Origin of the sequence: Curvibacter microcysteis (genome assembly GCF_028649455.1) — a bacterium.
In the GTDB taxonomy this organism is placed as follows: Bacteria; Pseudomonadota; Gammaproteobacteria; order Burkholderiales; family Burkholderiaceae_C; genus Curvibacter; species Curvibacter microcysteis.
The window spans coordinates 86,891-108,639 of sequence record NZ_JAQSIO010000010.1; the positions used below are offsets into that span (position 1 = coordinate 86,891).

General features: G+C 67.2%; 20 protein-coding genes. 10 read left to right on the top strand and 10 right to left on the bottom strand.

Going from position 1 to position 21,749, the window contains the following annotated elements; translation table 11 throughout:
• Positions 1-19 precede the first annotated feature (19 nt).
• The 5 genes from PSQ39_RS19625 (at position 20) to PSQ39_RS19645 (ending at position 5,115) form a co-directional block, all read left to right on the top strand.
• On the top strand, positions 20-553 hold the full coding sequence (locus PSQ39_RS19625) for a DUF6622 family protein (protein WP_273929017.1): 534 nt from the start codon (positions 20-22) through the stop codon (positions 551-553).
• 70 nt (positions 554-623) lie between these two features.
• Positions 624-1,733, top strand: a complete 1,110-nt coding sequence (locus PSQ39_RS19630) for a sensor histidine kinase (RefSeq protein WP_273929019.1) — start codon at positions 624-626, stop codon at positions 1,731-1,733.
• Positions 1,726-2,592, top strand: a complete 867-nt coding sequence (locus tag PSQ39_RS19635) for a LytR/AlgR family response regulator transcription factor (RefSeq protein WP_273929021.1) — start codon at positions 1,726-1,728, stop codon at positions 2,590-2,592. The genes PSQ39_RS19630 and PSQ39_RS19635 overlap by 8 nt, the downstream gene beginning before the upstream one ends.
• A gap of 146 nt (positions 2,593-2,738) precedes the next feature.
• Positions 2,739-4,757 carry a methyl-accepting chemotaxis protein gene (locus PSQ39_RS19640; RefSeq protein ID WP_273929023.1) on the top strand — a complete coding sequence of 673 codons (2,019 nt, stop codon included), beginning with the start codon at positions 2,739-2,741 and terminating at the stop codon, positions 4,755-4,757.
• Between the two features lie 133 nt (positions 4,758-4,890).
• Positions 4,891-5,115, top strand: coding sequence for a hypothetical protein (locus PSQ39_RS19645; RefSeq protein ID WP_273929025.1), 225 nt, complete (start codon positions 4,891-4,893; stop codon positions 5,113-5,115).
• A 27-nt stretch (positions 5,116-5,142) separates the two neighbouring features.
• Here the strand turns inward: PSQ39_RS19645 and PSQ39_RS19650 are convergent, their stop codons facing one another.
• The 7 genes from PSQ39_RS19650 to PSQ39_RS19680 form a co-directional block, all read right to left on the bottom strand.
• A complete protein-coding gene (locus PSQ39_RS19650) occupies positions 5,143-6,225 on the bottom strand; it encodes an XdhC family protein (protein ID WP_273929027.1) in 1,083 nt (360 codons plus the stop codon).
• A 58-nt stretch (positions 6,226-6,283) separates the two neighbouring features.
• Positions 6,284-6,898, bottom strand: a complete 615-nt coding sequence (locus tag PSQ39_RS19655) for a CoxG family protein (protein WP_273929029.1) — start codon at positions 6,896-6,898, stop codon at positions 6,284-6,286.
• A 49-nt stretch (positions 6,899-6,947) separates the two neighbouring features.
• Positions 6,948-8,138 carry a vWA domain-containing protein gene (locus PSQ39_RS19660; RefSeq protein ID WP_273929031.1) on the bottom strand — a complete coding sequence of 397 codons (1,191 nt, stop codon included), beginning with the start codon at positions 8,136-8,138 and terminating at the stop codon, positions 6,948-6,950.
• Between the two features lie 12 nt (positions 8,139-8,150).
• Positions 8,151-9,047 (bottom strand): AAA family ATPase, encoded by an 897-nt coding sequence (locus PSQ39_RS19665; protein WP_273929034.1) that lies wholly within the window; start codon positions 9,045-9,047, stop codon positions 8,151-8,153.
• Positions 9,048-9,071: 24 nt separating this feature from the next.
• Entirely contained in the window at positions 9,072-9,863 is a 792-nt protein-coding gene (locus PSQ39_RS19670) for an FAD binding domain-containing protein (RefSeq protein WP_273929036.1), read from the bottom strand.
• A 24-nt stretch (positions 9,864-9,887) separates the two neighbouring features.
• Entirely contained in the window at positions 9,888-12,266 is a 2,379-nt protein-coding gene (locus tag PSQ39_RS19675; protein ID WP_273929038.1) for a xanthine dehydrogenase family protein molybdopterin-binding subunit, read from the bottom strand.
• Between the two features lie 69 nt (positions 12,267-12,335).
• Positions 12,336-12,809, bottom strand: a complete 474-nt coding sequence (locus PSQ39_RS19680) for a (2Fe-2S)-binding protein (RefSeq protein ID WP_273929040.1) — start codon at positions 12,807-12,809, stop codon at positions 12,336-12,338.
• Positions 12,810-13,032: 223 nt separating this feature from the next.
• Between PSQ39_RS19680 and PSQ39_RS19685 the strand changes: the two genes are divergently transcribed.
• Positions 13,033-14,199, top strand: coding sequence for a helix-turn-helix domain-containing protein (locus PSQ39_RS19685; protein ID WP_273929042.1), 1,167 nt, complete (start codon positions 13,033-13,035; stop codon positions 14,197-14,199).
• 20 nt (positions 14,200-14,219) lie between these two features.
• Here PSQ39_RS19685 and PSQ39_RS19690 read toward each other — a convergent pair whose 3' ends face one another.
• Entirely contained in the window at positions 14,220-15,092 is an 873-nt protein-coding gene (locus tag PSQ39_RS19690; protein ID WP_273929043.1) for a TOBE domain-containing protein, read from the bottom strand.
• Between the two features lie 284 nt (positions 15,093-15,376).
• Between PSQ39_RS19690 and modB the strand changes: the two genes are divergently transcribed.
• Positions 15,377-16,039: a molybdate ABC transporter permease subunit gene (gene modB / locus PSQ39_RS19695; protein WP_273929044.1), complete on the top strand. Its 663-nt coding sequence runs from the start codon at positions 15,377-15,379 to the stop codon at positions 16,037-16,039.
• A gap of 8 nt (positions 16,040-16,047) precedes the next feature.
• Positions 16,048-16,821 carry a sulfate/molybdate ABC transporter ATP-binding protein gene (locus PSQ39_RS19700; protein WP_273929047.1) on the top strand — a complete coding sequence of 258 codons (774 nt, stop codon included), beginning with the start codon at positions 16,048-16,050 and terminating at the stop codon, positions 16,819-16,821.
• Positions 16,822-16,852: 31 nt separating this feature from the next.
• Here the strand turns inward: PSQ39_RS19700 and PSQ39_RS19705 are convergent, their stop codons facing one another.
• Positions 16,853-18,103 carry an SUMF1/EgtB/PvdO family nonheme iron enzyme gene (locus PSQ39_RS19705; RefSeq protein WP_273929049.1) on the bottom strand — a complete coding sequence of 417 codons (1,251 nt, stop codon included), beginning with the start codon at positions 18,101-18,103 and terminating at the stop codon, positions 16,853-16,855.
• Positions 18,104-18,150: 47 nt separating this feature from the next.
• Entirely contained in the window at positions 18,151-19,389 is a 1,239-nt protein-coding gene (locus PSQ39_RS19710) for a putative Na+/H+ antiporter (RefSeq protein ID WP_273929085.1), read from the bottom strand.
• Between the two features lie 247 nt (positions 19,390-19,636).
• Here PSQ39_RS19710 and PSQ39_RS19715 point away from each other — a divergent pair, with 247 nt between their 5' ends.
• Together PSQ39_RS19715 and PSQ39_RS19720 are read left to right on the top strand one after the other, a co-directional pair.
• The gene (locus tag PSQ39_RS19715) at positions 19,637-20,176 is read left to right on the top strand and encodes a TRAP transporter small permease subunit (RefSeq protein ID WP_273929052.1); all 540 of its coding nucleotides are present in this window, start codon (positions 19,637-19,639) and stop codon (positions 20,174-20,176) included.
• A gap of 54 nt (positions 20,177-20,230) precedes the next feature.
• Positions 20,231-21,742, top strand: a complete 1,512-nt coding sequence (locus tag PSQ39_RS19720) for a TRAP transporter large permease (protein WP_273929053.1) — start codon at positions 20,231-20,233, stop codon at positions 21,740-21,742.
• Positions 21,743-21,749 lie beyond the last annotated feature (7 nt).

The following is a 21,749-nucleotide window of genomic DNA, read 5'->3' on the forward strand; positions in this document are numbered from 1 at the left end:
CCCCCTTCAGAGGCTCAACATGCTCTTGCTCATTCTTCAAAACACCCCACGCTGGGTTTTTGCACTCTTCGTGGCCCTGCTTTGGCTGGGCCTGCGCCAAACCCTGACGCGCCAGATGCGCCCCAGTCGGGTGCTGCTGCCCGCCTTGGGCTTGACGGGCTTCTCGCTGTACGGTGTGCTCAGCGCCTGGCCCACCCAGCCCCTGAGTTGGCTGTGCTGGCTGGCCCTCGCTGCAGCAACGGCCAGTTGGGTGGCGCGCGCGCCCCTGCCCGCCGGCACCCACTACGACCCCGACCTGCGCCGCTTCACGGTGGCCGGCAGCTGGGTGCCCTTGGCGGGCATGATGGGTTTGTTCCTGGCCAAATACACTGTGGGCGCCGCCCTGGCCCTGCAGGCCGACTGGGTGCAGGACGCCGCCTTCCCAGGGGTCGGTAGTGCCGTGTTCGGTGCGTTCAGTGGTCTGTTCCTGGGACGGGTGCTGCGCCTCTGGCGCCTGGCCCTGCACACCGACCGCGCAGCTCGGGAATGGGCCACCAGCACCTCAGCGGTTTGAAGCCCTTCCATCAGTGACAATGCGTCACACGCTGTCACCCCACGCGGACCTGCGTGCACCGGACCTGACCATGAAGTTCGAACCCCTCCACCTGTTGCGGCACTACGTGCTGGTGCTGGCCGCCAGCCTGGTGATCTCGGCCCTGCACTACTTTTTTGCCCCCCAAAAGCCGTATGTGGTGTCTTTGGTGTATTCGCTGTGCATCGGCAGCTGCAACTGGGCGGTGATCGACCTGGGCCGTTTTGTCGTGGGCGTGGACCCCAGAACCCAATGGCCGCGCGGCTGGCGTGGCCCCGCCCTGGTGGCCGGCGGCATCGTGCTGGGTTACCTGACGGGCACCGCCCTGGCCGACGCCTGGTTTGGCTGGTCTTCTTGGGAAGGACAAAGCGCGCAACAGCTGCGGGCCTCGCTGTTGGTCACCCTGGTGGCCGGGGTGGTCATCAGCGGCTACTTTTACCTGCAGGGCAAAGGCCAGGTACTGCAAAAAAACATGGAAGAAGCCCAGCACCAGGCCACAGAAGCCCAGCTGCGCTTGCTGCTGACCCAGCTCGAACCCCACATGCTGTTCAACACCCTGGCCAATCTGCGGGCCCTGGTGGGCATCGACCCGGATCGCGCCCAGCAAATGCTGGACCACCTGATCGCCTACCTGCGCGCCACCTTGAATGCATCGCGCGCCACCGAGCACAGCCTGCAAGCCGAATTTGATCGCCTGCGCGACTACCTGGAACTGATGGTGGTGCGCATGGGCCCGCGCCTGAGCTACCAACTGGACCTGCCCCATGACCTGGCCCAGGCCGCCATCCCGCCCCTGCTGCTGCAGGCCCTGGTCGAGAACAGCATCCGCCACGGCCTGGAACCCAAGGTCGAAGGCGGCCACATCCGGATCAGTGCCTTGGCGGTACCGGGTGACGCAGCTCAGTCGCCTCAATTGCAGATCACGGTACAAGACAGTGGCGTGGGCCTCACCTCGGCGCCCTTGCCCGCCCCCCAGGAACGTGGGCGCGGCTTTGGTCTGACCCAGGTGCGCGAGCGCCTGCTCACCTTGTACGGCCCCGAGGCCCTGCTGAACCTGGCGCCCGCCCAACCGGGCCCAGGCACCTCTGTGCAACTGCGCTTTCGCCTGCACACCGTGACCCCGACCGACCACCCCACCGAGCCCCCTGCTGCCCATGTCTGAGCCTTTGACCGCCCTGATCGCTGAAGATGAACCGCTGCTGGCCCAGGCCCTGATGGCCGAACTGCGCCGTCTGTGGCCCGACCTGACCTTGCTGCCGCCCGTGGGCGACGGCTTGAGTGCGGTGCGTGAAGCCCTGCGCCTGCGGCCCGACCTGTTGTTCCTGGACATCCGCATGCCCGGTCAGACGGGCCTGGAAGCCGCCGCGGAACTGGCCGAACAATGGGACACCAGCGCGGCAGGCCGTCCGTTCCCGGCCCTGGTGTTTGTCACCGCTTACGACCAGTACGCGCTGCAGGCCTTTGAGGCCCAGGCGGTGGACTATGTGCTCAAGCCGGTGCAAAGAGAGCGTCTGCAAAAAACGGTGCAACGCCTGCAACTGCAATTGGCGCAGCGCGCGCCCACACCCGCCACGGAATCGGCACTCGCGCCGGCGCTGCAGCAACTGCACGCGCTGCTGGGTCAGCACGGACTGGGCCTGGCCGGCGCCGCCGCAGCACCGGCCGTGGCCCGCCCGGCGACAAGCCCCTTGAAGGTGATCCAGGCCAGCCTGAGCGGTGCCCAAGGCGCCACCATCCGCTTGGTCCCCATCGACGAGGTGCTTTATTTCGAAGCAGCGGACAAGTACGTGCGGGTGCTGACCGCCCAGCAGGAATACCTGATCCGCACCCCGCTCAAGGAGCTCATGGCCCAACTGGACCCGCAGGTGTTCTGGCAGGTGCACCGCGGCACCCTGGTGCGCGCCAGTGCCATCGACACCGTGCACCGGGATGAAGCCGGCAAGCTGCGCCTGAACCTCAACCACCGCGCAGAACAATTGCCCGTCAGCCGCCTCTACGCGCATTTGTTCAAGGCCATGTGACGCGCGAGGCGGCCCGGGCAAAAAATGATCATCAGCAGTCAAGCAGACTGAAATAATCAACTTATCCAAGGTAAAGGCAGAGGCAAAAACGCAAAAGTGGTGTGCTTATTGCTGGGCAGGTGCACCCTGCCCACTTGCGACCCACCATGACAACCAAGTCCTTGTCTCTGCCGGCTCCCGGCACCACCCGCAGCCGACCGGCCTCCATCGACAGCGTGTTCTACCCCCACGGTCTGTGGGCCCCCGGCGTCAAATTGATGCGCAAGCTGGCCTTCGGCGCCAAAGCGAGCCTGATCTGCGCCATGTTCCTGGTCCCGCTGGCCTGGCTGACCTGGAGCTTTTACAGTGCCAAAAATGAGGTCGTTCATTTTGCTGAACGCGAACGCCTGGGCGTGCGCTACAACCAGGCACTGTTTCCGCTTTTGGCGCTGGCCCAGCAACTGCGCCGCGAAAGCGCCAGCGCCGCCCTGGGCGGCCAGCCCGGCACGGACCTGGGCGATTTGCGCCGCCAACTGCAGGCAGCCCACGACCAAGTGGCTCAACTCGACCAGACCCTGGGCACCGAGTTGGGCGTGAACGAGGCCTATCGTCAGGTCCAGGCCCAGTGGAAGACCACTGCCGATGTGCGTGGGGCGACCGAGTTGTTCCAGGCCCACAGTGCCCACATCGACGCCATCAACCACTTGCTGGCCCAGGTCACCGACAGCTCGAACCTCACCCTGGACCCGGATCTGGATTCCTACTACCTGATGGATGCGGCCTACTTTCGGCTGCCCGACCTGAATGAGGGGGTATCACGCCTGCGCAGCCTGGGTGTGACGGCGCTGCGCCAAGCCGAAGCGGGGCAGCCCAACGGGACCGTGTTGCAAGCCGTGGCCGATGTGCTGCCGCTGGCTGAATTTCAGCTGCGCAACCTGCGCGAAGGCCTGGCCAAGGCCCAAAACCAAAACCCAGGCCTGCGCCAGCCACTGGACCTGGAGCCTGTGGTGCGGGACAGCCAAGCCTTTTTGACTTCGGTACGTGACGGCATTCTGCACATCCAGGACAGCAGTGCCCAACACCAAGCCAGCCACGTGGCAGCCAGCCAGCAGGTGCTGCAAGCGCAGTACGCGCTGGCCCAGCGCCTGAACACCCAGCTGGACGCGCTGTTGGTGCAACGCATTGAACGCACCCAGTCGGACATGCACCAAACCGGTGTCATCGTGGCCGTGGGTTTGCTGCTGGCGGCGTATTTCTTCTACACCTTCTTCCTGGTGACAAGGGGTGGCTTGCACCTGATCAGCGAGCACCTGCGTGAAATGGCCACGGGCAACCTGCGGCGCGGCCCGTCCCAACCCTGGGGGCGGGACGAACCGGCCCGGGTGATCATCGACCTGCGCCAGGCCTATGAATCCTTGGTGGGCCTGATTCGCAGCGTGGCCCATTCCTCGCAGGAACTCAGCCACGCCGCCCAGGACATCGCAGAAGCCAGCCACGCCCTGTCAGAACGCACCCATGCCTCGGCAGCCGCCCTGGAGGAACAAGCCGCGGCCATGGAGGAAATTGGCTCCACCGTGGCGCACACCGCGGCCCAGGCCCAGATCGCCGCCCAACAGTCGGCCGACAACGCCCAACTCGCCACCGAGGGCGGGCACACCGTGCAAGACGTGAGCGACACCATGGGCGAGATCCACGCCGCGTCGCTGCGCATCAGCGACATCATCGGGGTGATCGACGGCATCGCCTTCCAAACCAACATCCTGGCGCTGAACGCGGCGGTTGAAGCCGCCCGGGCCGGCGAATCGGGCCGGGGCTTTGCCGTCGTGGCCGGCGAGGTGCGGCAACTGGCCAAACGCAGCGCCGACGCGGCGCGCGAGATCAAAGGCCTGATCACTGGCAGCAATGAGCGCATCGACGCGGGGGCGCAGGTCGTGCAGGGGGCGGGCCAAACCATGCAGTCGCTGGTGCAGCGGGCCCAGCAAGTCAACCAATTGCTGCAAGACATTGCCCAAGCGGCCAGCGAGCAAGCCAATGGCGTCGAGCAGGTGGGGCACGCCGTGCAAGACCTGGACCGCACCACCCAACAGAACGCGGCCCTGGTGCAAAAAACCTCATCGGCCGCCCACCAGTTGCAAAGTCTGTCGAACCAATTGGGCCAGGACATCGCGGGCTTCCAGCTGCCCTGAGTCCCCGGGAAAGCCCTGAAAAACGGTGGTTTTCAACACAAACTGACGCACCCAGCGCGCGATTTCAGCCGATGCAGACACCACTGACACGCGCGCGGTGCATACTGGCTTCTTTCGGAGCAGGATGGCAGCGATGACGGAAGCGACGACGATTTACCAGCACGAGAACTACGAACTGCGCTGCAGTGCCAAAGCGCTGGACAGCGGTGAGTTTGTGCCCGTCTTGGTGATCACCAAGCAGGTCTGGCCCACGCGCTCACGCGACATCGCCGTGCGCCGGGGTGAGTACACCACGGCTGAAGCCGCCATCGAAGCCGCCCACACCCAGGGCTTGGAGTGGATCGCCAACTACGGCTGAGCCCCCTCCCCCTGTCTGGGGCCCCCCTCAAGCCTGGCGGGAAGGCAATCCGCAGACCAGATCGTCGGGCGCATGGTGCGGCGTGTCACGCTCATTCTTGGCCTGGGCCACCGCCATGTCGCGCGGCAGGGTGACGCCGTTTTTCACCGCCAAAATCTCCGCCATCACACTGACGGCAATCTCCGGCGGGGTCTTGCTGCCAATGTAGATGCCGATCGGGCCCCGCAGCCGGGTCAAGCTGGCCTCGGTCTGGTCAAAGTGCTCGATCAGGCGTGCGCGGCGGGCCTCGTTGTTGCGCCGTGAGCCAATGCCCCCCACGTAAAACGCCTCGCTGTCCAGGGCCTCCAACAAGGCCAGGTCGTCGAGCTTGGGGTCATGCGTCAGGGCCACCACGCAACTGCGGCGGTCGGGCTTGAAGTCGCGCACGACGTCGTCGGGCATGTCGCTGACCAGGCGCGCCCCGGCCACGCTCCAGGCCCCCCGGTACTCTTCACGCGGGTCACACACGGTGACCGCAAAACCACTGAACAAGGCCATGGTGGCCAGGTACTCGGTCAACTGGCCGGCACCAATCAACAACATGCGGTACTCGGGGCCAAAGGTGTTGCTCAGGTGATCGGCGTCCAGGCTCAGCTCGGTGGGGGCGTCGGCCTGAAGCAGGCTGACCTGGCCGTCGGTCAAACGCACGGTGCGCTGCACCAATTGCCCAGCCTCCAGCCGGGTCAGCAGATCGCGCAAGGCGGCGGGCTCGGGGTCAAACTCCAGCAAGAGCTCCAGCGTGCCACCACATGGCAGGCCAAAGCGGTGCGCCTCATCGGCACTGATGCCGTACTTGATCAGGCTGGGCGGCCCGCTGGGCATGCTGTGCGCGTGGCGGGCTGAGTCGGCGTCTTGTGCGTAGGCCCGGGTGTGGCGGTCGATCAGGTCGTCTTCGATGCAGCCGCCCGAGACCGAGCCGACCACCGAACCCAGCTCGTTGAGCGCCATGATCGAGCCCACCGGCCGAGGCGAAGAACCCCAGGTGCGCACCACCGTCACCAGCATGGCGCGCAGCCCGGCCGCACGCCACTCGTGCAACTTGCGCAGCACCACCACATCCAGGTTTTCCATCCTTGACCTCGTTCACTGAGCGGGGTGGCCACGGCGGTCACCCCCTGATTCCAGCGCTTCAGCGCCAATACAACACCAAACCCGCCAACACGGCCGCACCTGCCACCCACACCCAAACCGGCACGCCGGCGGAAGGGGCCTGATCAGCCGGGGCCTGAGACGCCTCAAGGGGCGCCACCACGGCACCCGCTTCGCTTTCAACCGCGACCGGTTCCGCCGGTGCGGCGGGGTAACGGCGCTGCATTTCCTCGTCAAAGCGCTTGAAAAAGTCCTCGGCCATGCCCTTGGCTGCGCCATCGATGAGGCGCTGGCCGAGTTGGGCGATCTTGCCACCGACCTGGGCCTGCACCGAGTAGGCCAGCTCACAGCCCCCCTCTTGCGGGCTCAGCTGCACCTGGGCCTGACCTTTGCCGAAACCCGCGACACCGCCTTGGCCGTCAAAGCTGATGGTGTAACTGGCGGGCGGGACGATGTCGCTGAGCGTGATCTTGCCGCTGAACTTGGCGGACACCGGGCCAATTTTCAAGGCCATGCCCACCGCGTATTGCTGCTCCCCCGTGGGCTCGACCTTGTCGCAGCCGGGGATGCACAGCTTGAGCACTTCGGGGTCGTTGAGTGCGTCCCAGGCTTGTTGCTGGGTGATGGCCAGGAGGCGGCTGCCTTGCATTTCCATGGTGGGTTCCTCGGGAAGGGCTGGATTGAAACGGAAAAATCAAAACGGCTCAGCGACGCAGCACAGCAGCCAGACTGCTGGCAAGGTCTTCAAGCCGACTCAGGTTGTGCACGGCGAGCATGCCGTGGGCATGGGCATGCAGCTGGACAGCACCGCGCGCCAGCGGGGCATAGCCCTCAAAGCGCAGCAAGGGGTTGAGCCAGAGCAGGCGGCCACAGTGGCGGCGCAGCCACCCCAGTTCGTGGGCCAGCGCGTCGGGTTCGCCAGTGTCCAGGCCATCGCTGATCAAGAGCACCAGGGTGCGGCGCCCGACCAGGCGGCGCGCATGGCGCTGGCGCAAATGGGCCAGCGACTCGCCCAAGCGGGTGCCGCCGGCGAAGTCGCGGATGGCGAGGCTGGCCTGGGCCAGCATGGCGTCGGTGTCGGCCAGGCGAAAGGCGGGGCTCAAATCGCTCAAGCCGGTGCCAAAAGCGAACACATCGCGCCGGCGCAAGCGCCGGGTGGCCGCGTGCAAAAAGGCCAGCAACAGGCGCGCATAACGCTCCATGGAGCCAGACACGTCAACCAGCACCAACAAAGGCAGAGGCTGCATTTGCCGGCTCAAGCGCGGCAAGTGGATCAACTCGCCCCCCGTGCGTGCCGCCCCCTGCATGACGCCGGGCCAATGCAAGCGTCGCCCTTTGGGGCCGGGACGGCTGCGGCGACTGGGGTAATGCGGCAGGGGCAAGGTCACATCGCGCGCCAAACGCTCGACCAACTGGTATTCACGCCCCGACAGCGCATTGAAATCAGCTTGCTTGAGCCGCTGCAAGGCGCTGGCGGTCATGGCGGCGTCCAGCTCGATGGGTTGATCGGCCGAGGGCGGTGCGCTCAGCGGCGGCGGTTTGGGTGGCGACAGGGCCTCATTGACCCTCGGGCGACGCCGCGACGCCTCGGCCCGGCCCTGGGCGGTGGGCAGCATCTGGGCCAGCAGCTTGTGCGCCATGTCAGGGTCGCGGAAGTAGGCGTCAAACAGCTCGTCAAACAGGGCTCGGTCGGCGGCGCGGCTGGTCAGCACACAGGCCAGGGCGGCGCGCAAGTCATCCCGCTGGCCGATGTCAATGAGGGTGGCCGCCTGGGCCGCCAGCGCCATGCGCGAGGCGTCCACCGGCACACCGGCGCGGCGCAGGGCCCGGCCAAAGCCGCTCAGGTTGTCGAGCAGCTTGCCGTGGCGGGCATCGCCCAAGCGGGGCAGGCTCATGCTCAGGGGGCCTCAGGCCTCATCGGGCTGCAGCAGGGTGTGGGCCAGTTCCTGCGTGAGGGCGGCCACGTCTTCGCGCTGCTTGAACAAAATACCCGCCGTGTCGGACACCACTTCGGGGTCGAGGACCAGGGTGTCCAACGCGACCAGCGCACGCGCCCACTCCACGCTCTCGGCAATGCCGGGGGCGCGCTGGAAGGCGTTCGAAAAGGGGGCGCTGCGCAAGCGGCTGACAAAACTGGCCACCTGCTCGGCCAAGGCCTGGCTGGCTTGGGGCACCTGGGCGCGCACGATGGCAAGCTCGCGCTCGCGCTCGGGGTAGTCCAGCCAGTGGTAGAGGCAACGGCGCTTGACCGCGTCGTGCAGGTCACGTGTGCGGTTGCTGGTCAACAGGGTCACAGGCTTGTGCTGGGCGCGCACCGGGCCCAGCTCGGGGATGCTGACCTGGTACTCGCCCAGGTACTCGAGCAAGAAGGCTTCAAAGGGCTCGTCGGCGCGGTCCACCTCGTCGATCAGCAGCACCGCCCCCGGGGCCGGGGCCTGCAAGGCCTGCAGCAAGGGGCGGCGGATGAGGTAATGGCTTTGGTACACCTCGCGCTCCAGGTCGCCCGTGGCCCCGCCAGTGCGGCCTTCGGCGGCGCGCAGGTGCAGCAACTGGGCGGCGTAGTTCCACTCGTAGAGCGCCTCGCGCTGCTCCAGACCGTCGTAGCACTGCAGGCGGATCAACTCGCGCTGCAGCACCGCCGACAAGGCCTTGGCCAACTCGGTCTTGCCCACGCCGGGCTCACCTTCGAGCAACAAGGGGCGCTGCAATTGCAGGGCCAAAAAAACCGAGGTGGCCAGCCGCCGGTCTGCCAGGTAACCGACCCCCGCCAGGGCCTGTTGAAGCGCGTCAATGGAAGCAAACAAGGCTGGGGGTTCTCCGAGAAAAGGTCAGGCCAGCAACTGGGCCACCGCGCGCTGGGTCTGCACGCTGATGAGGTTGGCCCGGTAAGCCGCCGAGGCGTGGATGTCGCTGTTGAGTTCGTCAGCGTCTATTTTGACCGCGGCCGCGGCGGCCGGGGTGAAGCTCTGGTTGAGCGCCGCCTCCAGGCCCGCGTGGCGGAACACCGCGCTGGCCGCGCCCGTGATGGCCACGCGCACCCCACCCTCGGTCTGGGCCAGGAACACCCCCACCAGCGAGAAGCGTGAGGCCGCCTGTTTGAACTTCAGGTAGATCGCACGGCGCGGAATCGGAAAGCGCACCGCGGTGATGATCTCGCCGTCTTCCAGGGCTGTGGTGTACATGCCCAGAAAGAAGTCGTCGGCCACGATCTCGCGCCGGTCGGTGATGACGGTGGCGCCCAGCGCCAGCAGCGCACTGGGGTAGCAGGCCGCCGGGTCGTTGTTGGCCACCGAGCCACCCAAGGTGCCACGGGCACGCACCTGGCGGTCGCCGATGTGGGCGGCCAGATCGGCCAGGGCCGGAATGGCGGCCTGAAGCTCGGCGTGGGCGGCCACGTCCATGTGGCGGGTCATGGCGCCAATGACAAAGCTGTTGCCCTCGCGGCGGATGCCGCTCAGGCCCTGGATTTGGTTCAGGTCCACCACCTGCTCCGGCGCCGACAGGCGCAGCTTCATCGAGGGCAGCAGGCTTTGGCCACCGGCCAGCAGCTTGCCGCCGGCCTGGGCCAGGGCCGCAGCCGCGGCGACGGTGCTGGGGGCTTCAAAAGTGAATGCGTACATGGTTCGTCTCCTGGTGGGGGCGGTTCAGGCGCGGGCCTGCTGGATGGCAGCCCAGACACGGGCCGACGAGGCGGGCATGTCGAGGTCCTTGACGCCCAGCGGCTTCAGCGCGTCGAGCACGGCGTTGATGACGGCGGGCGGTGAGCCAATGGCCCCGGCCTCGCCACAGCCTTTGGTGCCCAGCGGGTTGTGGGTGCAGGGCGTGCACACATGGCCGAGCTTGAACTCGGGGAAGTCGTCGGCTCGCGGCATGGCGTAGTCCATGAAGCTGCCGGTCAGCAGCTGGCCGGTCTCGCGGTCGTAGACGCAGTTTTCGATCAGGGCCTGGCCAATGCCTTGCACCAGGCCGCCGTGCACCTGGCCTTCGACAATCATCGGGTTGATGATGGTGCCGAAGTCGTCCACCGCCGCGAAACGGTCCACCTTGACCACGCCCGTGGCCGGATCGACCTCCACCTCGCAGATGTAGGTGCCGGCCGGGAAGGTGAAGTTGGTCGGGTCGTAAAACGCCGTTTCATTGAGACCGGGCTCAAGCTTGTCGAGTGGGTAGTTGTGCGGCACGTAGGCGGTCAGCGCGACCTGGCCGAAGGTGACCTTCTTGTCGGTGCCGCGCACGGTGAACTCGCCGTTGGCGAAGTCGATGTCGGCGTCGCTGGCCTCCAGCAGGTGAGCGGCGATCTTTTTGGCCTTGGTCTCGATCTTGTCGAGCGCCTTCATGATGGCCGCGCCCCCCACAGAGATGGAGCGTGAGCCATAGGTGCCCATGCCAAAAGGCACGCGACCTGTGTCACCGTGCACCACATCGACCTGGTCGGGCGTCAGGCCCAGGCGTGCCGCCACCACCTGCGCGAAGGTGGTTTCATGGCCTTGGCCGTGGCTGTGCGAGCCGGTGAAGACGGTGACGCTGCCCGTGGGGTGGACGCGCACCTCGCCGCACTCGAACAAGCCCGCGCGGGCCCCCAGGGCGCCAGCGATGTTGGACGGTGCAATGCCACAGGCCTCGATGTAGCTGCTGTAGCCAATGCCGCGCAACAGGCCCTTGGCCGCGCTGGCGGTCTTGCGCGCCTCAAAACCTGCCGCGTCCGCCAATTGCTCGGCCTGGGCCAGGCAGGCCGGGTAGTCGCCGATGTCGTACTGCAGCGCCACCGGGGTCTGGTAGGGGAAGGTCGTGATGAAGTTGCGGCGGCGGATTTCGGCCTGGCTCAGGCCCAGCTCCCAGGCGCAACGGCTGACCAGGCGCTCCAGCAGGTAAGTGGCCTCGGGGCGGCCCGCGCCCCGGTAGGCATCGACCGGCGCGGTGTTGGTGAACCAGGCGTCCACCTCCACATAGACCTGGGGCGTGGTGTACTGGCCGGCCAGCAAGGTGGCGTACAGGATGGTTGGCACGGCGCTGGCAAAGGTGCTGAGGTAAGCGCCCAGGTTGGCGTCGGTGTGAACGCGCATGGCGAGGAATTGGCCGTTCGCGTCCATGGCCATCTCAGCGTGGCTGACGTGGTCGCGGCCATGGGCGTCGGACAAGAAGGCCTCGCTGCGGTCGGCCACCCACTTGATGTTGCGGTTGAGCTTCTTGGAGGCCCAGGTCAGGCACACGTCCTCGGCGTACAGGTAGATTTTGGAGCCAAAACCACCGCCGACATCAGGGGCGATGACACGCACCTTGTGCTCGGGCAGGCCCATCACAAAGGCCGTCATCAGCAGGCGCTCGACGTGCGGGTTTTGGTTGGACACGTACAGGGTGTACTCGTCATTGGCCCGGCTGTAGGAGCCGATCGCTGCGCGCGGCTCCATGGCGTTGGGCACCAGGCGGTTGTTGATGAGGTCCAGCTTGGTGATGTGGGCGGCCTGGGCGAACACCGAGTCCACCGCGCCCTTGTCGCCAATCGCCCATTTGAAGCAGTGGTTGTCCGGCGCGATGTCGTGCAAGGCGTCGCGCGCTTGCGGCGCATCGCGCACATCGACCACGGCGTTGAGCACGTCGTAATCCACCGCCACCAGTTCGGCCGCATCGCGGGCCTGTTGCAGGGTTTCAGCCACCACCATGGCCACGTGGTCGCCCACGTAGCGCACCTTGCCCTGGGCCAGGATGGGGTGGGGCGGCTCCTTCATGGGCTGGCCGTCGGTGCTGGTGATCAACCAGCCGCAGGGCAGACCGTTGATGTTGTCGGCCGCCACCTGGGTGCCGACAAACACATCCAGCACGCCGGGCGCGGCCTTGGCCGCCGAGGTGTCGATGCTGTTGATGCGGGCGTGGGCATGCGGCGAGCGCACAAACACGGCGTGGGCTTGCGCAGCCAGCACCACGTCATCGGTGTACTGACCGGCACCGGTCAGAAAACGGTAGTCTTCCTTGCGCCGGACGGCGGCGCCAATGTGGGGAAGGTTGGCGAAATCGGATGCACCCATGGCTTTGTCTCCTGCTGTTCTGGAACCGGGGCCCAGGGCCCCACACGATGCGAAAACGTGAGAACGCGCTCAGCGGGCCGCCGCCATGGCCTCGCGCCCCTGGACCACGGCTTTGACGATGTTTTGGTAGCCGGTGCAGCGGCAGAGGTTGCCTTCCAGCTGCTCACGGATTTCGGTGTCGCTGGCTTGCGGGTGCTGCTGGCACAGGTCCAGCGCGCTCATCACCATCCCTGGGGTGCAAAAGCCGCATTGGAGGCCGTGGCATTCCTTGAAGGCGGCCTGCATGGGATGCATGGTGCCGTCGGCCGCGGCCACCCCTTCGATGGTGGTCACCTCGGCGCCCTGGGCCTGTGCCGCCAGCACAGAACAGGACTTGACCGCGCGGCCGTTGAGCAGCACGGTGCACGCGCCGCATTGGCTGGTGTCGCACCCGACATGGGTGCCGGTCAAATGCAGTTGCTCACGCAGCAACTGCACCAGCAAGGTGTTGGGGGGAATATCAACACTGGCGGCGCGGCCATTGACTTTGAGCTGAACCTGCATGGGCGAACTCCTTGAGGATGGGATGAAACGACAGCCCCCATCTTTTTCGGAGCGGACGGAACCTGCGGCTAGGCAAAACCCTAGGGCCGAGGCGGCCAGCGCCGGATATTCTCAAAATGAGACAGCTCTGAAGCCCACCACCTCCAAGCATCACGGCGACGCGTGCCGGCCAAGTGCCGTTTCACCCCTTTGAGCTCGCCCCCCTGACGCTGCCCAACGCCCCATGTCCGAGCCTGCCTTGTCCCACCGCCAACCCGACCGCCAGACCGCGATCAGACAAGCTCGCGCGGCCCTGCTGGGCCCAGGGGAAGTGCGGCCGACCGATGCCCTGCCCGCGCTGGGCCTGGAGCCCTGGATCGCCCGCTCCTGGCAACGCTGCCTGGCCGACGGGCACCGACCCGAAGACCGGCTGGACTTTGAGCCGATCAGCGCCCAGCAACAGCGCCAAGTTCAAGACGACAACCACGCGCTGATCGAGGCCGCCCGCCCGGTGCTGGCCCAGCTGTCACGCGCCATCGCGGGCACCCGCTACTTCAGCCTGCTGACCAACGCCCAGGGCGTGGTGGTGGACGTGCAGGGCCCGGTCGAGGCGCGCAGCCCGGCGGCCACCATTGCGCGCGTCGGCATCGACCTGTCGGAACGCGCCGTCGGCACCACCGCCATCGGTGCAGCCCTGACCGAGCTGCAGCCCGTCTGGCTGCACCAGGGTGAGCATTTTTTTCAGGACAACCAGGTCTACAGCTGCGCCGGTGCCCCGGTGCTGGGCCCGGATGGTGTGTGCGTGGGCATGCTGGACCTGACCGGGGTCGAGGTGCCGGAGCGCCCCGAGCTGCGTCACCTGGTGGCGCGCGCAGCCCGCCACATCGAAGACGCCCTGACCTTGCAGCGCCCCTGGCAGCTGCTGCTGCGCCTGAACTGGCCCGGCACCCCCATGACCGACGGTGTGGCCAACGAATCCGACGGCCTGTTGTGCCTGGACGGTGAAGGCCGCGTGCTGGCCACCAATGCGGCGGCGCGCCAGATGCTGCCACGTCCCTTGCTGCCCCCTGGGGCGGTGCTGCACGCCAGCGACCTGTTCGCCCTGCCCTGGGGCCTGCTGTTTGACCATGCGCAGCGGGAGGCTCCGCCGATGGACCTGCCCCTGTGGTCCGGCCTGCGCCTGCAGACCCTGGCCCGCCTGCGCCACGCCAGCGCGCCAGCCCCTTCACCCAGCACCTTGCCCAGCCCCCAGCGAGGCCTCAAAGACCTCGAAACCGCCCTGATCCGCCAGGCAGTGGACGCCGCCCGGGGCAATGTGGCCGAGGCCGCGCAGCGCCTGGGCATCAGCCGGGCCACGGTGTACCGCAAGCTCGCGCTGCGCCCCAAGCAGCCTGCGGACAGCGGGCGCTGAGCCTGCGGCCCCAGCCCCCATCAAGCCCCCAGTGCCAACACCACGGCAGACGGCGCGACCCAGGCCTGCACCTGGCTGCCCCGGCGCAAAGCCCGGCCCGGCGTGCTGAAGCCCACCAGCTGCAAGCCGCCCGCCAGCCCCAGCACCACCTCCTGGGCAACGCCCGCGCGGGCCACGCGCAGCACCTGGCCCGCCAAGGCCGCGGGCCGCTCGTGGTCAAGGCCCGCAGCGTCGGCCACCCAAGTCTCGGCGGGGGTCTCCTCCTGCGCGCCCGTCGCGCCCGGTCCTGCCAAGGGGCCCACCCGAACCGCCGTGGCCTTGCACAGCGCCAGCACCTCGAGCCCCGCTTGAAGCCCCAACAACTGAGCGCTCTCCCGCGTCAGCCGGGCACTCAGGGCTGCGCCCCCGGACAGGGCCAGATCGGCCACCACCACAGCCCCCTCGCGGCGCAGTTGGCGGACCTGTGCGGGCAATTGGTTGCGCATGCTGGTGCGCAGGCCCAGAGCGGCCAGGGCCGGCACCGCCGAGGCCGCCACCACCGGGACCGTTGGGGCGGAACCGGAGGGCGTTGTCGCCCCCAGTGGGGGCAAGCGCGCCAACACGGCCTGCCGTGCCTCATCCAAGGCCGCTGCCGCTTGCAACAGCCATTGCCCCGCCTCGGTGATGCGGGCGCCGCCTCCCCCGGCCCCACCCACCGCACGCTGCACCAACTCCACGCCGGCCAGGTTGCTCAAGGTGTCCAGGGCCTGCCAGGCGGCCTTGTAGCTGACGCCGGCCTCGCGGGCGGCCTGCGAAATGCTGCCGCTGCGGGCAATGCCACGCAAAATGTCCAACCGCTTGTCGCTGGCTGCATGGCCCAGGGCCTGGGACCATTGGGGGGCCACAGCCGTCATGCGCCACCTCGTACCCGGCACACCACCCCGAAGACATTCGACAAAACCACGCACATAGGCAATCTCCCACACCGGCCAAGCACCACACCACCTCCCGCCCGCGCGCCACCGTGTGGGGGCAGACTGGAGTCCGGGGCCATTTTGCGCCAGCGCACCAGGCCCTCGAAGCAGCGAGCCGCCCGCCCCACCCGCCCCCACACCACGCCAAACCGCTACACTGCGCAGCGACCTCGCTATTCATTTAGAGAATAACGTCCGACCTTCCCCGTCCCCTGACCGCCTCGATGCTCGATGTTCTGACACCGCTGTGGCTCACCTTGAAAGTGGCTGGCCTGGCCACCTTCGGCGCCGGCCTGATCGGCCTGGCCCTGGCCTGGTGGATGGCGCACCGGCGCTTTGTCGGCCACAGCCTGCTGGACGCGGTGCTGATGCTGCCCATGGTCTTGCCGCCGACGGTGCTGGGTTACTACCTGATCGTGCTGATCGGGCGCAATGGCCTGCTGGGCCAGTACCTGGACCGCTACCTGGGCATCAACCTCCTGTTCACCTGGCAGGGCGCCGTGCTGGCGGCCACCGTGGTGTCCCTGCCCTTGATCTACAAGGGCGCGCGCGCCGCCTTCGAGGAAACCGACCCGCGCCTGGCCCAGGCTGCCCGCACCCTGGGCGCGGGCGAGTGGGAGGTGTTCTTGCGCGTCAGCCTGCCCCTGGCCTTGCGCGGCATTGGCGCCGGACTGATGTTGACCTTTGCACGCGCCATGGGTGAGTTTGGCGCCACCCTGATGATCGCCGGCAACCTGCCGGGCAAGACCCAAACCCTGTCGATCGCCGTCTACGACGCCGTGCAGGCTGGCAATGACGCCCAGGCCCTGTGGTTGACCGGCGTGATCTCGGCCGTGTGCGTGGTGGTGTTGCTGGCCTCGGGCCGGCTGCTGCAAGCGCGCCATTGAGGTTGTCCATGCACGCCACCACAGCCCCCTCCGCCAGCCCACCGACCGCCATCCCGCCCCAGCCTCCCGTGCTGGACGTGGCCTTACAGCTGCGCGCCCAGGCACCGGGCCGGCAGTTTGCGCTGGACGTGCAGTTCCAATCCCACAGCCTGCGCACCGCGCTGCTGGGCCCCTCGGGCGTGGGCAAATCCATGACCTTGCAGGCGCTGGCGGGCCTGAGCGCCCCCGGCCAGGCCAGCGGCCATGCGCGGGTGCAGGGCCAGGCCTTGCTGGACAGTGCACTCGCCCTGAACCTGCCCGCACGCGAGCGGGGCGTGGGGATGGTGTTCCAGGACTACGCCCTGTTCCCCCACCTGAACGTGCAGCAAAACGTCGCTTTTGGCCTGCAGCGCCTGGGCCAACGCGCCCCCCCTGGGGCCGCAGAGCGCGTGCGCGAGTTGCTGGCCCGCTTCCACCTGGAGCCCCTGGCTCAGGCCTCGCCACGCCAGCTGTCTGGCGGTCAACGTCAGCGCGTGGCCTTGGCCCGCGCCTTGGCGGTGCAGCCGCGCCTGCTCTTGCTCGACGAACCGCTGTCCGCCCTGGACACCGAGTTGCGCATGCAATTGCGCGACGAATTACAGGCCTTGTTGGAGCAGATTCAAATCCCGGTGCTGCTGGTCACGCACGACCCGCAGGACGTGGCCCAGCTCGCGCAGACCGTGGTCCGCCTGCGACCCGGTCAGGCCGCTGAGGTGAGCGCGGTGAACGCTCCCCAAGGACTGGGTCCAGCCCCTGCGGTTTGAGGCGCTGGGGGCCGGGCGCGGCCCCCAGCGTTCACAAGCCGCAGGAGCGGAAACCCACCCAGTCCTCGTCCTGCCCCGGCAGACCCCACCAGCGCCAGGCCGGGTCGCTCAGCCGCGCGCGCAAAGCGGGTGAATGACCGCGCCGCACGCGGGCCTGCTCCATGGAGGGCCAGGCGTAGTCGACCCACGGCCCGCTGCGCGCGCCCGGCCAAGGCCGCAGGCGCGAGGCCGTCCACTCGACCACCCCACCCTGCCGAAAACCGCGCCGGGCCAAGGTGTGCATCGCCAAGTCCCACTCGGCCTCGTCGGGCAGGCGTCGGCCCGCCCAGCGGCACCAGGCGTCGGCCTCCCACCAACTCACGTGCGTGACCGGGTGATTGCCCGACAGGCGCACGCTTTGACCAAAACGCTGCTGCAGCACCGCGCCACCACCGCCCTGGCGGGCCACGCCCAGGTTGAGCACATGGCGCGGCGCCTGGCGCCGCGCCGGGGCCTGGCGCTGCAACCAGGCCCAGCCGTCTGGCTGCCAGAGTTCAGGGCGCTCGTAGCCACCATCGTCCACAAACTCGATGTACTGGGCCCAGTTGACGGGCTGGGCATCGATCTCGAACTCCGGCAGCTCCACCGTCAACTGACCAGGGGGGCCCTCGGGGCTGAAGTCGCTGGCGCGCTGCGACAGGGTCCAGCGTTTGGCCGGCACCTGCAGGGCCTCGCGGGGCGACAGGGACGCCGGCAGGGGCAGGTCCAGCGGCAAGCCGTGGCCTTGGGCCAGCTGCACCAGCTGCGCTCCGATCAGGTCTTCGCGGAACAAAGCCAGGCGGAAAAAGTAGAGCGAGGCGTCGTCGGGCGGCAAGCGGTCCAGCAGTTCGAGCGTCGACTCCAGGGTGTTGAGCAGCCAGGCCCGCACCTCCGCGGGGGCAGGCAGGGCAGCCTGCGCCGCAGGCGTGGCGCTGCGCCAGGCCGGGTCCCACAAGCGGTCGGCCTCAGGGTCGATCGAGGGCAGACGCAAAGGGTCGGGGGGGCACTGCACGCCCAGGCTGCGCCGGGTGTTGCGCCCGATCCAGTACTCGGCAAACCAAGCCGCATGGCCCGCCAGCCACAGGGGGGACGGCGTCACGTCAGCCGCCAGCCCCGCCGCGCCCTGCGCGGCTTCGAAACGGGCCAGCAAGCTCAGCGTGTGGTTGCGGGCATCCATGAGGGCCAGCGACAACAAGGGCGCCCCCGCCGACCACAGGGCTGGGCTGTCCAGGCTGGACGAGGGGTTCAGGGCCGCATCGGACATGGTGCAGGGCGGGGTTCAGTCACGCTGAGCCATCAGGGTGATCGGGTTCACAAGAAGTAAAACGCCAGGGCGGCCACCGCCGTGGGCGGCAAAGCGCCCAGCAGCAAGCCACCAGCGCCGATGGCCCCGTCATGGAAGCCTCCGCGCAGCAAGGCCACGCCGGCCGGATTGGGGGCATTGGCGATCACGGTCAGACCGCCGCCCGTGACGGCTCCAGCCACCAACATGTACTGCGACACTTCGGAAATCCCTTGGATCAGGGACCCCAGGTAGGTCAGCGCCGCGTTGTCGGTGATGGCCGTCAGGCCCAGGGCGCCCAGGAACAGCGCGGTCGGCGGCAGGTCGGCCACCAAGGGCTGCAGCCACCACTGCTGCAAGCCGCCCAGGACCACCAGGCCCGCCAGGAAAAAGCCCACCAACAAGCCTTCCTTGATGATCAGCGGCGACTGGAAACGGCTGTAGGCCTGGGTGTAACCCAGGAACATCATGAACAAGCCCATGAAGATCACCGGGTGGTGGGCCATCAGCACCACCCCCGCCAGGAAGGCCACATGCACGCCCGTGACCACCCAAGGCACGGCCGGGGGCACCTCGGCAGACACCGCTGGCGCGGGCACGGACTGCAGCGAGTCGCGGATGAACCAGGTCAGCACCGTGGCATTGACCAGCACCGCACAAGCCGCCTTCCAGCCAAAGTGCTGCAGCATGAAGGCCGAGTCCCACTGCCAGGCCGAGGCCACCATCAAGACTGGTGGTGCGGCATACGAAGTCAGGGTGCCGCCAATCGACACGTTGACGAACAGCACGCCCAGCGCGGCGTACTTGTGGCGCTCAGACACCTCGGCGCGGAACACCGTGCCGGCCAGGGTCAGGGCGGCAATCGTCATGGCGGCGGGCTCGGTGATCAGCGAGCCCAGCAAGGGCACACCGGCCAGCACCAGCCAGGCCTCGGCCACGGGGCGGCGCAGTGGCAGCAAGCGGGCCAGCGCGCGCAGGGCCAGGGAGACGGCCTCCAGCACCGGGCGTGAGGCGGCCACCACCATCACGGCAAAAACGAACAAGGGCTCGGTGTACTGACGCGACTCGGCGTAGGCGACGGCTGCCGCCGGACCTTGCAACAGCGCCATCAGGCCCAGCAACACAAAGGCCCAGAAGCCAAACACCACCTCCACCTCACCGAGCAGGTGCAGCAGGCCGGCATGGCGGGGACTGTGGTGGGCCAGGCGCTCCAGCGCACTGGCGGCAAAGGTGTGGATCAGGGCGATGGCAAACACCGCCGCCGCCATCCATTGAAGGGCTTCTGTGGACAAAGAGGCTCCTGCGCAGGGGCACGGCCAAGCGTGCCTGGGGGTTGATGAACTGGAAACTCGCGCGGCCAGGGCGCGCGAAGCAGCGACCCTAGGGGAAACCCGCAATCAGATAGTCAGGCTTTTTTCAGTGAGGGCGAAGTACCATTCGCAGCTTTGCAGCAGCTGCAAAGGCGTCTTGCCGTCAAAGTGCAAACGCCTTCAACACCAAGACTGGAGACACCGCGTGTCAATCTTACTCAAACTCTCCGCGCTCGTGGACGGGCTCAGCGTGCGCATGTCGCGTGTCGCCGCCGTCACGGTGTTGCTGGCCGCCATGATCTCGGCGGGCAACGCCTTCATCCGCTACGGCCTCGACATCAGTTCCAACGGCTGGCTCGAAATCCAGTGGTACCTGTTTGCCGCCACCGTGATGCTGGGCGCCCCGGCCGTGCTCAAGTTCAATGAGCACGTTCGCGTGGACATCATTTACGGCAAGCTGCGCGGCAAGGCGCCGGTCTGGGTCGACCTGTTTGGCCTGGTCGTGTTCCTGCTGCCGGTGATGGGCCTGCTGGCCTACCTGAGCTGGCCTCTGTTCATGAAGATGTACCTGACGGGCGAAATGTCGGGCAACGCTGGTGGCCTGATCCGCTGGCCCGCCATGCTGCTGCTGCCCGCGGGCTTTGGTCTGATGTTCCTGCAAGGCGTGTCCGAAGTGATCAAGCGCGTGGCCATCCTGACGGGCGACCTGGAACTCAACATCCAATACGAAAAACCGGTGCAGTGAGCGCGCCTGCGCTCTCCCCACCTTCTCACTCCACCGGATTTCAGGACTCACAAGATGCTCATGGAAAATTTCGCACCCTTCATGTTTGGAGGGTTGGTGCTGGTCATGCTGATCGGCTTCCCGGTCGCCTTCTCACTGGCGGCCCTGGGCCTGGCTTCAGGCTTCTTCGCCATCAGCCAAGGCTGGTTCCCGGCCAGCTACCTGTCCAATTTGCCGCTCAACATGTTCGGCATCCTGTCCAACGACTTGTTGTTGGCCATCCCCTTCTTCACCTTCATGGGCGCGCTGCTTGAAAAGTGCGGCCTGGCCGAAGACATGCTGGACTCCATGGGCCAGCTGTTTGGCCCGGTGCGCGGCGGCCTGGGCTACTCGGTGATCATCGTGGGCTTCATCCTCGGCGCCATCACCGGCACCGTGGCGGGCCAGGTGATCGCGATGGCGCTGATCTCGCTGCCGGTGATGATCCGCTACGGCTACAACATGCGTTACGCCACGGGTGTGCTGGCCGCCTCGGGCACCATCACGCAGCTGGTGCCGCCTTCGCTGGTGCTGATCGTGATGGCCGACCAACTGGGCCGCTCGGTGGGTGACATGTACAAGGGCGCCTGGGGCCCCTCCATCCTGCAAGTGCTGATTTTCGCGGGCTACACCTTCGCCCTGAGCGTGATCAAGCCCTCGTACGTGCCGGGTGTGCCCAAAGAAGCCCGCACCCTGGTGGGTTGGGCCCTGTGGGCCAAGTGCCTGCGCGGCATCATCCCCTCGGCCGTGCTGATCTTTGCCGTGCTGGGCTCCATGGGTGGCCTGCCAGGCATCGACACCGCCATTGCCACGCCGACCGAAGCCGGCGCCATGGGCGTGGTGGGCGCGATGGTGCTGGCCGCCATGCACAAGCGCCTGTCGCCTTCGCTGATCTGGGAAGCCATGCAAGGCACGATGCGCCTGACCGCCATGGTGGTGTTCATCCTGATCGGTGCGCGCGTGTTCTCGATGGTGTTCCAGGGCGTGGACGGCGCCAAGTGGGTCGAGCACATGCTCAGCGGCCTGCCAGGCGGCCAGACCGGCTTCCTGATCGCCGTGAACATCTTCATCTTCTTCCTGGCCTTCTTCCTCGACTTCTTTGAGATCGCTTTCATCATCTTGCCGATGCTGGGCCCGGTGGCCGACAAGCTGGGCATCGACCTGGTGTGGTTCGGCGTGCTGCTGTGCGTGAACATGCAGACCAGCTTCATGCACCCGCCCTTTGGCTTTGCGCTGTTCTACCTGCGCGGCATCTCCGACACCTTGTTCAAGGAAGGCCGCATCAAGAGCCCGATCAAGTCCTCGGACATCTACATGGGCTCCATCCCCTGGGTGATCATGCAACTGGTGCTGGTGGCGGTGGTGATTTTTGTGCCGCAAACCGTGACCATGTTCATCCCCAAGGAAGCGGTGATCGACGTTGACAAGGTCAAGATCGAAATGCCGGCCGACGAAGAGGAAGCCAAGCCCGAAGAAGATGCGGACGCCGAGCAAAAGAAGCTTGAGGAAATGTTCAAGCCCTCGGAAGAAAAGCCCGCCAGCAAGTGAGCGCCCG

Bases quoted from the DNA above. Each gene is read 5' to 3' on its own strand.
- PSQ39_RS19625 (WP_273929017.1), top strand. From the start codon at position 20: ATGCTCTTGCTCATTCTTCAAAACACCCCACGCTGGGTTTTTGCACTC.
- PSQ39_RS19630 (WP_273929019.1), top strand. From the start codon at position 624: ATGAAGTTCGAACCCCTCCACCTGTTGCGGCACTACGTGCTGGTGCTG.
- PSQ39_RS19635 (WP_273929021.1), top strand. From the start codon at position 1,726: ATGTCTGAGCCTTTGACCGCCCTGATCGCTGAAGATGAACCGCTGCTG.
- PSQ39_RS19640 (WP_273929023.1), top strand. From the start codon at position 2,739: ATGACAACCAAGTCCTTGTCTCTGCCGGCTCCCGGCACCACCCGCAGC.
- PSQ39_RS19645 (WP_273929025.1), top strand. From the start codon at position 4,891: ATGACGGAAGCGACGACGATTTACCAGCACGAGAACTACGAACTGCGC.
- PSQ39_RS19650 (WP_273929027.1), bottom strand. From the start codon at position 6,225: ATGGAAAACCTGGATGTGGTGGTGCTGCGCAAGTTGCACGAGTGGCGT.
- PSQ39_RS19655 (WP_273929029.1), bottom strand. From the start codon at position 6,898: ATGGAAATGCAAGGCAGCCGCCTCCTGGCCATCACCCAGCAACAAGCC.
- PSQ39_RS19660 (WP_273929031.1), bottom strand. From the start codon at position 8,138: ATGAGCCTGCCCCGCTTGGGCGATGCCCGCCACGGCAAGCTGCTCGAC.
- PSQ39_RS19670 (WP_273929036.1), bottom strand. From the start codon at position 9,863: ATGTACGCATTCACTTTTGAAGCCCCCAGCACCGTCGCCGCGGCTGCG.
- PSQ39_RS19675 (WP_273929038.1), bottom strand. From the start codon at position 12,266: ATGGGTGCATCCGATTTCGCCAACCTTCCCCACATTGGCGCCGCCGTC.
- PSQ39_RS19680 (WP_273929040.1), bottom strand. From the start codon at position 12,809: ATGCAGGTTCAGCTCAAAGTCAATGGCCGCGCCGCCAGTGTTGATATT.
- PSQ39_RS19685 (WP_273929042.1), top strand. From the start codon at position 13,033: ATGTCCGAGCCTGCCTTGTCCCACCGCCAACCCGACCGCCAGACCGCG.
- PSQ39_RS19690 (WP_273929043.1), bottom strand. From the start codon at position 15,092: ATGACGGCTGTGGCCCCCCAATGGTCCCAGGCCCTGGGCCATGCAGCC.
- modB (WP_273929044.1), top strand. From the start codon at position 15,377: ATGCTCGATGTTCTGACACCGCTGTGGCTCACCTTGAAAGTGGCTGGC.
- PSQ39_RS19700 (WP_273929047.1), top strand. From the start codon at position 16,048: ATGCACGCCACCACAGCCCCCTCCGCCAGCCCACCGACCGCCATCCCG.
- PSQ39_RS19705 (WP_273929049.1), bottom strand. From the start codon at position 18,103: ATGTCCGATGCGGCCCTGAACCCCTCGTCCAGCCTGGACAGCCCAGCC.
- PSQ39_RS19710 (WP_273929085.1), bottom strand. From the start codon at position 19,389: ATGGCGGCGGCGGTGTTTGCCATCGCCCTGATCCACACCTTTGCCGCC.
- PSQ39_RS19720 (WP_273929053.1), top strand. From the start codon at position 20,231: ATGCTCATGGAAAATTTCGCACCCTTCATGTTTGGAGGGTTGGTGCTG.